Raw genomic sequence first — 13,233 nt, 5'->3', positions numbered from 1 at the left:
ATGATTAAATCGACCTTTAAACTCTGTTTCATACTGTTTTCAATTTGCTTTGCAAGCAGTGTTTTATCAGCCCAACCACTGGCAGATAAAACTATTTTTAATAATGGCTATCCTGAGCATGCGCAAGTAGAAACACTCACCTTGAGCTTTAAGCGTTTAGGCGTAAGCCAATATAAGCTTGATGGGGTAAATAATAACACGCGCGTTGACTTTACGAATCGCTTAGATAAATTAAGCAAGCAACTGCAGTTAAACTTTTCTTTTAGCCATTCTCCAGCGCTACTGAGCCAAGTATCTCATCTAAAAGTTTATTTTAACGAAAACCTAATTTCTGTCTTGCCTATCAAGGATCAAGTAACACCTGTCAACCAAGTGGCTAACCATAGCATTGAGCTCAATCCGAAACTGATCAAAGATTTTAATCAAGTGCGCTTTGAATTAGTCGGCTATTATGATTTGATTTGCCAAGATGATTTTAGCAAGACTATTTGGGCCGAGTTAAGTAAAACAAGTTCGATCACATTACAGCAGCAAGCATTAGCGCTTGAAAGCCTGTTAGAATATTTTCCTGCTCCGTTTTATGATGAGCGTGATTACACCCAACTTAACTTACCATTTATTTTTGCATCGCAACCAGATGAGAGCACCCTAGAAGCTGCAGCTACTCTATCAAGCTGGTTTGGCGCACAAGCTGATTGGCGAAAAGCAAATTTCCCTGTGTTATTTAATCATACCCCAACACAACACAGTGTTGTATTTGCTACCAACAATAATAAACCTGATTTTTTGCTGGATTACCCTGACGTAACTAAACCGACAGTGGAGATCATCTCTAGTCCCACGCAGCGCTACGCTAAAGTGCTATTAATTTTAGGGAAAAATACCGCACAATTAAAAGAAGCTGTGGTTGGTTTGCTATTTGGTCATAAGGTGATGACAGGCCGAACTGCAAGTATAGATGCAATTAATAACTTACCGTTACGTAAAGCTTATGATGCACCTCGCTGGGTTAGATCCGATCGTGCAGTCTCGTTTGATGAATTCATAGAATACCCAAATCAATTACAATCACAGGGCTTATACGGGCAACCTATCAACCTTGATTTACGCTTTGCGCCTGATTTATTTACATGGCGCCAACAAGGGGTCCCAATTACCTTACGTTATAGAAATGCACCGACTGATGAAGCCATTTTATCCAGATTAAACATGTTGATTAATAATAAGTTTATTGATGGTTTCATTTTGACTCCTAACGAGTCACACATTCTCACCACTGAAACGATTATGCCGTTACTATCGAATTCTGAGCCAAGCCAAACCCGTCAAGATTTTGAGTTAACGGGGCTCGATCTTAGTAAAAAAAATCAGCTTAGCTATAATTTTCATTTTGGTCTTATCAAAGCTGGTGAATGTACCGCGATTCCCGCAGGTGGGGAATTTGGCGTAATTGACGGTAGTTCGACCATTGATGTGAGTGACTTTCACCATTATATAGCGCTACCAGATCTAAACGTGTTTGCTAACAGTGGTTTTCCCTTTACTAAATACGCAGATTTACATCAAACAATGCTAATTATGGAACAACATAGCTCTGCGAGCGCGATCAGTTTATTGTTAAATTTCACTGGCCACTTAGGTGAAATTACCGGATACCCAACCCATAAACTGACGATAAAACACCCTAACAGTGAGCTTGATCTGGATGACAAAGACATTGTAATTATTGCCAAAGCAGACGCTTTTACTCATCAATTAACGGATGACAGTTCATTAAGTATTTTACTGCAAAACAATCAACGCATTGTTGAGCAGGCTATTTATAACGGCGCTTTTGATAACAATCAGCCTGAGAAAATCAAAGTCAGCATCCAAAGCCAAGGAAAACTAGGGATCATTTCTGGATTCCAATCTCCTTTTAATTCAGAGCGTTCAGTGGTGTCATTAATCGCAACTAACGATAACGCCTACTCATTGCTAAGTAACAGTTTAATACAAGATGATAAAACGGCATTAATCAGCGGTAGTTCGGCAATTATTAATAGCCAAGGTATTAAAACCATAAAAACTGACGATCAATACTTTATTGGTCATATACCTATCCATACATTAATTTGGTTTCATTTTTCTGATCATCCATTTATTTTAGCGCTGTTATCAATCCTCACTCTGTTGCTTATATCTTTTATTTTATGGCGCTTACTGGGTGTGTTAACTCAAAAACGTTTAGCTGAGGGAGACAAACAATAATGAAAGGCTATTTATCTCTATATTCATTATTAACCTTACTGTTGGTTTCAACATCCAGTGTTGCTCAAAACAGTTGCGCACCGTGGTCACAATGGCAAACCTTTAAACAGCACTTTATTACTGCGCAGGGACGTGTAATTGATCTGGGCAGCAAACAATCGATCACCACCTCAGAGGGGCAATCATACGCACTATTTTTTGCTTTAATAGCCAACGACCGTGACACCTTTGATAACGTTTTAGAGTGGACCGAAACCCATTTAGCCGAGGGCGATCTAAGTACACGTTTACCTGCGTGGCAATGGGGTATTAATCAACAAGGTCAGGAAGCAATTTTAGATTCAAACCCTGCATCAGATTCTGACTTATGGATAGCCTATACCCTTTCTCAAGCGGCCGACTTATGGCAAGACAGGCGTTATAATGTGCTAGCAGCCGTCATGGCCCAGCGTATCATGCGTGAAGAAACCGCTCATCTTGCAAACTTAGGGCTTTCTCTTTTACCTGCCCCTGCAGGCTTTGAGTATGAAGGGAATATCACTAAATTAAACCCAAGCTACGTGCCTCTTTTCATCCTACAGCAATTCAGCCAACGTTACCCTCACTCACCTTGGCAGCAACTGCATGATGCTTCAGCAAAAATGTTGCTGGCAACAAGTCAATCAGGAGTCAGTCCGGACTGGGTATTGTATCAACCTAGTAAAGGCTTTTATTACGATAAGAACACGCCTGATATTGGTAGCTACAATGCAATTAGGGTCTACTTATGGGCCAGTATGATGGCTGAAAATGCCCCTTTTCGAAATGAGCTAATTGAGCAATTTCAGCCAATGCTTGCCCATGTCGTCAATCGTACAAACGCGCCATTAACGACCTATGCACAAACGGGTAAAGCAGATAAAAATGGCCCACAAGGTTTTAATGCAGCTTTGTTGCCATTATTAGCAATTAATAATAAAAATGAAACACTTACAGCGTTGCAACAACAGATGATGATCGATACTTCATTCACCACTACCCGTTATTATGACAGTGTGCTGTATTTATTCGGCACGAGTACTCTCAATAAGCAATTTAGAATTGATGAAATGGGCAAGCTTGTACCAAACTGGAGTTCTGAATGCCGTTAAGGTGGCGACTTTATTTGCTATTTTTTAGCTTGGTACCCTTTAGCTCAGCTCTCAGTGCTAACAGTGCCAGCGATCTCGATACACACTCAATTGAATGGTTAGTGAGCCAAGTAAAGCTAGGTGAAATTCAGCAAAACCAATTACTAATGACTGATAGCTTGGATAAACTACTGAGTATTGCACCAAAAAATATACTGGTGCGATGCGCTCAAGCACGGGTTTATTTTGCTTTAAATCAACCCACAAAAGCACGCGCTGTGATCAATCAATTAACTGATATTGATAAAAAGCAGCCTTGTGTAGCGCAATTAACATTATTGGCGCAAAGTAATACTGAATATAAAGAACAAATTCAACAAGCTCGTTTATTAGCTCGTGCTGGTCAATACCAAGCTGCAACGAAAATATATGATCAATTATTCTCACCTTTATATCCAAGTATTGAATATGAGTTTGAGCACATTAACTGGATTGCCACCGAGTCGGATCGTTGGCAGCAAGCACTGCGCGGCTATCAGTCTTTAAGAACTCGTTTTGCCAATGTGGGTCGTTTTGAGCTTGCCTATGCACGGCATATTTTAAAGCGTAAGCCTCGTGATAAACAGGCGCTGGAAATTTTTAATTATTATGCGCATAGCAACCAATACAGTGTCGAAGCCGAATTTGGTTGGCTTAACGCTCTTGCAGATATGCCAATTGATAAGAAAACTGAACAAGCCTATCAAGCGTATCTGAAAGCATTTCCTCACAGTAGTAAGGGCGCGTTACAGTATGCAGATTTTCAAAAAAGCCTGAAAGCTGAATTAATTAAGCAAGCTGATCCAGCATATAAAAAATGGTTACAAGGCGCCGCTGCGCTTGAGAAAAAACACTATGCTAAAGCAAACAATTTATTGCTCCAAGCCTTACAAGGTCGACCAAATGATCATGACGTTTTAAACAGTCTGGGGCTGCTGAATTTACGCCAAGGTAACAATAGCCAAGCTTATAGTTACTTCAAAAAAGCTCAGCGTAATACACAAAACATTGATCTTATTTCAGTCTATAAAGGCTTAGCAACAACGGCAAAGTTTTGGCAGTACATAGATGAAGCAAAACATGCATTAACAGCAAAGCATTTTAAAGCAGCGCAATTAAAACTCGACCTTGCTGCCACATTAGATGAAGATCCCAATACCGTTAGCTTTTATCAGGGGCAACTATTTCAGGCTCGTGGTGACTATCAACTAGCAATGCGCACTTATCAAACGGTGTTAAAGCACGATCCACTTAATGCCCAAGTACTTAATGCAATGTTATCGTTAACCAGTAGCGATAATAACTACCAACGCAGTGATCAGTTTTACGAAAATTTAACCCGTGCGCAGCAAGCTGTGATTGCACAAGATTATAAGGTTATTCAAAGTAAGCAATTACGCCAAAGAGCAGATGAACTCACCACCCAGGGTCAATTAGATGCTGCGGTCAGCTTGTTGTTATTAGCGATTAAGAAAACCCCTCTAGAAAGCTGGTTGTATTACGATTTAGCTAATCTATATCAACAACAAGGTTTACTCGAACACGCTAAAGCGTTGTATAAAAAAACTTTATGGCAGTTTCCGCTAGATGCAGAGCTTCGCTACAGCCATGCATTATTCTTACGCTCGTTAAATGATTATCAAGGTGCTCTGGAGACCTTAAATTTCGTACCAAATAATGCCCGTAGTGAAGAGATTGAACAGCTGGCACAGCAGCTAGCTATTAATGCAAAAATGAACCGACTGGCAAGTAATAACAACGCAAGTAAGGCAACAGTTATTTATAACTTAACTGAGCTTGGAGCACAGCCGCTCACGCCATTAATGCAAGCAGAGCTTGCCTTGCAGTGGCGCCAAATAAATGAAAATCAGTACGCTGAAAGGCAATTAAATGCAGCCCTTAGTCGTGATAATACGCTAAGCCCTTATTGGCATATGACCTACGGTCAATGGCTATTAGAGAGTGAAGATATAACCCTAACTAAGCACTGGTTTGTCAACTACCAATTACCACCTGCCGCCGGTAACGAACAGCGTGATCGATGGCTCGCGTTGCAAGCTGCTTACATTAATAAATTTAATCAAGGCGAACAACGCATATCGCAATTAAACGCCCTGTTGCAACAACACCCTAATAATGCCGTGCTTGCTGACGCTTTGATCACAGCATATATTGAACTTGATCATCGCCAAATGGCCATAAAACTTTACCAAACGCAATTACAATTGGGTAATACGCTTGAGCCACAAACCGCTTTAGCTGTTGCCCGTGCAAGCCGTGAGTTGGGTAATCACGAATTATCAGATCGTATCATTGCAACCTTAGTAAATGATGTAAGCCCTACGCAAACTTATCAACAACAGTTATTGATGACCGCATTAATTGATTACTCAGATCAACACACTGTTATTCCTTTAACAAAAGCGCTATTAACAAAGTCAAACCATAGCCAAGAGTTATATTATCAAGGCGCGCTAGTTGCTGAGAAACACCAACAAAATGCATATGCCCAACAATGGTATTTAGAAGCAATAGAGCCATATAGTAGTGCTAAAGTTGCAAATAACCCTGACCTAAATTATCAGCTTTACACCCTTGACGATGACGCACCTTGGTACGTAAATAATGCAAAACGTGAACTGGCACGCATGCAGCAACAAGATCAGGTATATATCACCAGTGGTGTTAACTTTAGCAGTCAAACCAGTACTCAAAGTGATGCCAGTTTAGGCGCTGGATCTATGCCTATTGAGATCGGCTTCCCACTTTGGCAAGGCACTGGGATTGTTAAACTTGACCCAATGACAATCTCCAGTCAAGAAACCCGCTTTGATGAAAGCTTCTCAGGCAGTCGCTATGGTCAAGGTGCATTGTGTATCTTAGATTGTCCGTTAAATAGTATTGAACCACAACAAGAAGGCATTGATATAGGCTTGGCATGGTTTAATGATACGTGGCGCTTTGATATTGGTACTACACCAATCGGTTTTTTGGTCGAAGATATTGTCTGGGGTATTGATTACAATGGTGATTTTGGTAACTTTGGATATCGCCTAACACTCAATAAACGCCCATTAACCAGTTCAGTTTTATCGTATGCAGGCCTTGAAGATGTATTCACCAACGAAGTTTGGGGGGGTGTAAGAGCGACCAGTTTACGTTTTAATCTATCTCATGATTTAGGGCTCGACTGGGGATTTTGGGCATCGACTGATTTTCAGTTATTACAAGGTAAAAACGTTAAAGAAAACCAACGTTACAGCCTTATGGGCGGCGCTTATAACCGCTATATTCGTGAAAAGAATACCGAGTTAACGCTAGGTGCAAACTTATTACATTGGTCTTATCAATATAATCTAAGCGAAGAAACTTTTGGTCATGGCGGTTATTACAGTCCACAAAACTATATAGGCGTATCACTGCCAGTGATTTATGACCGTCGCGTTAATAACGACTTTATTTACCGCCTTCGAGCGGGGATTTCTTGGTCAACGACTACCACAGATGACAGTGAGTTTTTCCCTAACGATCCGCTATTACAGCAGCAAGCAATTGTCAGGGGCGAAACGACGACAGGTATCAGCCCCATTTTTGAAGGCGACACAAGTTCGGGTATCTCGTATAACCTAGGCGGTAGTTTTGAATACCGCTATACACCGCATTGGTTTTTTGGTGGCTTTTTTAGCTTAGATCGTGCTGATTTTTATGAGCCTAACTATGCTCAGCTTTATTTCCGCTATTACTTTAAACCTGTTTATAGTGAAATGATTTTCCCTGGAACCCCTGTAGTGCCTTACGCAGACTATTAGTCACTGTTTTAAAACCACAGTACAGCTAACTATCGCAAGCACTTCCCCTGCACATAAGGTGTATGTATACTTAGCCGCACTTGTAGCTAGGATAAGGGTGTGACTCTTACCCACTAAGGAATACCTTAGTGAGCAAACCATTACCTTAGCTGCATAAAAAACAAAATCATGGCCGCCCGTTCAATCAGTGTTTTTATCACATGAACGATTAAAGCAAAAAATATAAGGCCGCAATAATTAACGTTGAGTTAGGAAGTAAATATGAGTTCATTACCTAAAGCAGGTGACTTTTTAGGGCATCCTAAAGGGTTATTCCTGTTGTTCGGCACAGAAATGTGGGAACGATTTGGTTATTACGGCATGCGTGCCATTTTAGTATTATATCTCGTTGCGATTGTTCAAGAAGGTGGTTTTGGTTGGAGTAATGCCGACGCACTAAGCCTGTACGGTACATTCACTATGGCTGTTTATATCACGCCATTATTTGGTGGTTGGTTAGCCGATAACGTACTTGGTCAACGTAAAGCAATCATCATCGGTGGCCTATTAATGGCGGCTGGTCACTTCACTATGGGTATTCCGCATAGCATGCTAGCTGGCCAAGAAGAAAATGTATTCTACATTGGTTTAGCATTACTATGTATGGGTAACGGTTTATTTAAGCCAAATATCTCAACCATGGTTGGTGACTTATATACAGAGGGTGATCAACGTCGTGATGGTGCCTTCACTATTTTCTACATGGGCATTAACTTAGGTGGCGCATTAGGTCCATTAGTTGCCGGTTATGCAGCGGCTGCTATGGGTTGGCAATACGGCTTCATCGTTGCGGGGATTGGTATGCTTATCTCTGTTGCAATGCAAGTTATGTTAAGCAACAAATACTTAGGCGATATAGGTGTCGTTCCTTCAGCCAAACTAGCGCAATCGCAATCTAACTCTGACGTTAAAGTTCCTTTAACAAAAGTTGAAACTGACCGCATTAAAGTTATTTTTACTATGAGTGTATTTAGTATCATTTTCTGGATGGGATTTGAGCAAGCCGGTGGCCTAATGAACTTATTCGCTAATGATTATACTGACCGTATGCTATTCAACTTTGAAATTCCAGCGTCATGGTTCCAATCATTAAACTCTATTTTCATCATTGTTTTTGCCCCACTGGTCGCTATTATCTGGTTAAAACTTGATAAACGAGAGCCTAACTCACCAGTTAAGTTTGCAATTGCATTAGTCTTTTTGGCACTTGGCTTTATCACTATGATTTTAGCACTTATGACTCAAGGTCAAGGTGATACATTACAAATCAGCATGATGTGGTTAGTGTTATTCTACTTATTCCATACACTAGGTGAGTTATGCTTATCACCTATTGGCTTATCTATGGTCAGTAAATTAGCCCCACTACGCTTAGCTTCAATGTTAATGGGTATTTGGTTCCTATGTACAGCAGTTGCGAATAAGATTGCCGGTTTTGTAGGTTCATTCTTAGGCGAAGGTGAAGAAGCCCTTGATAATGCGCTAGGCATTTTCATTGGTTTAGGTGCAACAGCTGTACTTTCTGCAGTGATCATGTACTTACTAAGTGACAAACTTGTTAAATGGATGCACGGTGCTGAGGGTCAACACGAGCCGCACACACAAGAGCACATTTTAGCTGAAGAGCTGGAAGTAGTTGCTGAAAAACCGTAATTAAGCGTTCAAAGCTTCTCCACAAGCAGCCCTGCTTGTGGAGATTTTCTAAACAATCCCCTCTATATCACGTCCCTAAATACTGCTATTATACACACCGTCAATTTGAACTTTGTACGGACTACGATGCCCTTTTCAATATACAAAAAACTCTTTTTAGTCATCTTATTGCTCTGCCTTTTAAATGCATGTGGCGGAGACAATACAGTTAAAGATACCGCGTTTGTTGTAGATGAAACGGATCTAATAATCTCTGCTAATGATGGGTTAACACAAAGTTTTGACAATGACTTAGTCACTATCAGCATCCCCAAAAATGCGGTGAATACCGATACACGTTTTATATTTAGTCAAACACCCCTTGATGAAAGCAATAAAGCACAGGGGATCATTTCTGCACTGTATAGCTTTAGTCCAAAAGATCTATCGTTTAACACTCCAAGCACTTTATCAATCAGTACCGAAAGTGCTGCTGATAACCAACTATTTGCCATTGCTCAGTTAATCGATGGACAATGGCGCACGCTCGCAAGTACCACATCAGAAAACAACCGAGTTAGCGCACAAATTACCACATTAGGTACATTCGCTATTAAATCTCGACCCATTGTTCCAATTACTAAAAATATTGGACCAAACTGCCCGAGTAACGAAACAACGCAAAAAATGCGCTTTATTCATGTAGCAGATCTCCATGCTCGATTTGGTTTTAAAGAACGTTTATTTAGTCGTATTAAAGGGTATTACCAACAATCCGTCGCAGAGCAGCCTTATACCTTGTTCACCAATGGTGGCGATGACTATGAAAAAGGCACCGTGGCAGAGCAAACTTCCAAAGGCTTAATCACCGTTGAGGCAATAAAAGCAATGGCGTTTGATGTCCGTGTAGTGGGTAATCACGATTATGCATGGGGCCCTGAGCAGTTACTTGATTACGCCAATGATGATCACGCCATTGTATTAGCCAGCAACACTCAATACACAGGTGATAGTACGCAAAGTTTCGACGCAGTTGATTTTTCAATTGTTCAAGTTGGCTGTCTAAAAGTGGGCTTTTTTGGCATGACCTCTGTGCCTTGGAATGAACTAGATAGACCGGTAGAAACCGCTCCAATTCCTGACTTTATCGCCAATTTTAAAATGAATTGGCAGTGGCAAGAGATAGCGCAAACAATTGTTCAGCAGCATCGTCAAGATGTGGATTACATGGTAATGCTCAGTCACTTAGGAGAAGGTGGCGATACACAAATAGCTCAAAACGTGCCAGGCATTGACTTAGTCCTCGGTGGTCATACTCATGGCGGAGAAAGCTTTCAGCAACTCGATAATGGCAGTTTAGTGATCCAGCCAAACTTTTTTGCTCAAGGTTTAACTGACTTAGAGTTAACCTTTGATTTAGCAACTAAAACGGTTAGTGATATCAACTACAATACGGTAGCCACGGCAAACATCGGGACTGTTGATGAAGCATTGCAAACGCAAATAGATTTTTTGATGGGTAAATACGCTCCAGATGCCAATACTGAAATAGCTATTTCAGAAAACTACCCGAGCGCGTTACAAATAATGGAGATCACGACTCGTGCTGTAAAACAGCAGTATCAAATAGATGCAGCCCTTTTTGATCCTAGCCAAGTGCAAACTCGCTGGACACCCGGTACGCTGACACAAGAAGATTTTCATAATGCTTTTAAAGTTGAAAGGCAACCTTCTAACACACCCGGCTTTAGTGCAATTTATCAAGTTACGGTAAATGGTAGCGAATTAAAAACCATGATAGCGAGTCAACCAGATTGGGTATTATTAGCCCCAGATAGTATTACTGACAGTCAAACTTATAATTTAGCACTGCAAAAAGGCCCCGCTTTTAATGGTGAGCTGTTTTTCAATAGTATTACCTTTGCTGAGCCGCAATTACTGGCTGAAACATGGCAATTACTTGATCAGTACGCTCGCTACCGCACCAGCCAGTGTCTGCATATAGATACAAACACTCAACTCAACTCATGCCAAGATCAAGCAAATATTACCATTTGGAATTTTGATGATCCCAGTAAGCCACTCAAAGCAGATTACGGGCCATCAACCCTTAGCTACTTCGATCCAGAACAAAGTGGCTGGGGCCCTGAGGACACTGTTTATAAGACCACTTCTGAATTAAATATTGCCGATTTAAATGACGGTGCTTCAGGCGTAATGGCCTTTACCGATCATTCTCCTACTGAAGGGCTACAAATCACCCTCAATACAGCTGCTAATGGTGACTTTATCAATGAAGGCCTCGTATCAGATTACACGCTAGTAATGGACATTTACTGGCCACTGGCAGTCAAAGACATTTACCGCGCTCTGGTGCAAACCGATACGGTAAATTACTTAACAGACGATGCTGATATATACATTAATCCTGAAGGTGGCTTAGGTAAATCAACCAGCGAAAGTGGTTACTTTGGCAACACTCAATCAGATACCTGGCATCGCATCGCCTTTGTCTTTTACACAGCACCAGATAATGGCGTGTTTGAAGTGTACGTTGATGGTGAGCTAGCTGGCGTAAAAAGAGAGGGTGAAATTAATCGTCGCTGGGCATTAAACAAAGCCGTGTTACTACTGACTGATAATAACTATGAAACAGAGCCCGGTTACTTAAACGCTTTGCTTTATGCAGGTCGCGCAATGACTCGCGATGAAATAAAAAGCATGGCTGGCGCGCAGCAAACTTTACGCTTTGAGCCAAATACACGATCATTAAACCAGACGGTTGAGCGTCATTATCAAAGTGCCCCCGCTATAAAACCTAATTTGTGGCTAGAGCAGCGCAGCAAGTTTTTTAACAAACGCGGCCCGAGCGTAAACAATTAATTACAATCCAGCGATTAAATTAAGGGAGGAAACTCCCTTAACATCCTTAGTTTACATCCTCAATTAAAACAAATTAATCATTAATATCAATCAACTAAGCAATCCTAAAGAGCGCAAACATTTAACTATCAAACAGCAACCATTACAGCTTCCCCTATTCCATCTACATTTTTAAATGATCGTCCCATTTAATTTACAAATAGCCTGTTAGCTAAATAGATGCGGGCTCTTCCCCTTTTACTCGTTATGGTTAATTATCTGCGCATCAGACACAACAAGACGCAGTGCTTATTGCGGGAGAATTATAATGAGTGAAGTAACTAACCCTTTAGGTTTGGTAGGTATTGAGTTTACTGAATACGCTACACCTGATGCAGATTATATGGATAAAGTGTTTACCGATTTTGGTTTTTCAAAACTAAAAACATTCAAAGGTAAAGACATTGTTTATTACAACCAAAACGATATTCACTTTTTACTAAATAATGAACGTGATGGTTTCTCAGCAGAGTTTGCGAAAAGCCATGGCCCTGCAATTTGCTCTATGGGCTGGCGTGTAGAGAATGCCCAACACGCATTCGATACCGCTGTGGCACGAGGTGCAAAACCTGCTACGGAGTCTACTCATAAAGACTTACCATACCCAGCAATTTACGGTATTGGTGACAGCTTAATTTATTTTATCGAGCAGTTTGGCGATAAAGGTTCTATTTATGAGCAAGATTTTGAAGATTTAAATGAGCAAAATATCGTTGCTGATAAAGGGTTTATCCGTATCGATCACCTAACTAATAACGTTTATAAAGGCACTATGGAAACATGGGCTAACTTTTATAAAGACGTATTTGGTTTTACTGAAGTTCGTTACTTTGACATCAAAGGTCAAAAAACCGCGTTACTTTCTTACGCACTGAAATCACCGTGCGGCACCTTCTCTATTCCAATTAATGAAGGTAAAGGCAACGATAACAACCAAATTGATGAATACCTTGGTGAATACAATGGTCCTGGCGTTCAGCATTTAGCATTCTTAACTGATGACTTAGTTAGCTCATTAGATAAGCTTGATAAATCAACGATTGCGACTCTTGATATCATCCCTGAGTACTACGACACTATTTTTGACCGCGTACCTTGGGTAAAAGAAGACAAAGAGAAAATCCGTGAACATCAAATTCTAGTAGATAGCCAAAGTGAAGATTGCTACTTATTGCAAATTTTCTCTAAAAACTTATTTGGCCCAATCTTTATTGAAATGATCCAACGTGTTGATGACGGTGGTTTTGGTGAAGGTAACTTCCAAGCGCTGTTCGAATCAATCGAACGTGACCAAGAGCGTCGCGGCGTTTTATAAACACCGCATTATAAATTTAAAAAGCAGCGTATCTCGCTGCTTTTTGTCGTTTAATCTATTTTATAAATGACAATCTAATTTTCACTGTTTAAATCGCGCTAATCATCACCATATCCAC

General features: G+C 40.6%; 6 protein-coding genes. All 6 read left to right on the top strand.

From position 1 onward, the window contains the following. The 6 genes from bcsB (at position 1) to hppD (ending at position 13,115) form a co-directional block, all read left to right on the top strand. A complete protein-coding gene (gene bcsB / locus KAN5_RS02120) occupies positions 1-2,250 on the top strand; it encodes a cellulose biosynthesis cyclic di-GMP-binding regulatory protein BcsB (RefSeq protein ID WP_138554930.1) in 2,250 nt (749 codons plus the stop codon). Further along, the gene (bcsZ, locus tag KAN5_RS02115; RefSeq protein ID WP_016708866.1) at positions 2,250-3,380 is read left to right on the top strand and encodes a cellulose synthase complex periplasmic endoglucanase BcsZ; all 1,131 of its coding nucleotides are present in this window, start codon (positions 2,250-2,252) and stop codon (positions 3,378-3,380) included. The genes bcsB and bcsZ overlap by 1 nt, the downstream gene beginning before the upstream one ends. After that, on the top strand, positions 3,371-7,207 hold the full coding sequence (locus tag KAN5_RS02110; protein ID WP_244390327.1) for a cellulose synthase subunit BcsC-related outer membrane protein: 3,837 nt from the start codon (positions 3,371-3,373) through the stop codon (positions 7,205-7,207). Before bcsZ ends, KAN5_RS02110 begins: the two co-directional genes overlap by 10 nt. Before the next feature lie 261 nt (positions 7,208-7,468). Continuing rightward, a complete protein-coding gene (locus KAN5_RS02105) occupies positions 7,469-8,899 on the top strand; it encodes a peptide MFS transporter (RefSeq protein ID WP_016708864.1) in 1,431 nt (476 codons plus the stop codon). A gap of 126 nt (positions 8,900-9,025) precedes the next feature. Further along, the gene (locus tag KAN5_RS02100; protein ID WP_244390326.1) at positions 9,026-11,761 is read left to right on the top strand and encodes a metallophosphoesterase; all 2,736 of its coding nucleotides are present in this window, start codon (positions 9,026-9,028) and stop codon (positions 11,759-11,761) included. 307 nt (positions 11,762-12,068) lie between these two features. Beyond that, the gene (gene hppD, locus KAN5_RS02095) at positions 12,069-13,115 is read left to right on the top strand and encodes a 4-hydroxyphenylpyruvate dioxygenase (RefSeq protein ID WP_016708862.1); all 1,047 of its coding nucleotides are present in this window, start codon (positions 12,069-12,071) and stop codon (positions 13,113-13,115) included. Positions 13,116-13,233 lie beyond the last annotated feature (118 nt).

It is taken from the genome of Pseudoalteromonas sp. KAN5, assembly GCF_022846535.1.
Taxonomy (GTDB): domain Bacteria; phylum Pseudomonadota; class Gammaproteobacteria; order Enterobacterales; family Alteromonadaceae; genus Pseudoalteromonas; species Pseudoalteromonas haloplanktis.
This window is presented reverse-complemented; position numbering and strand designations above follow the sequence as displayed.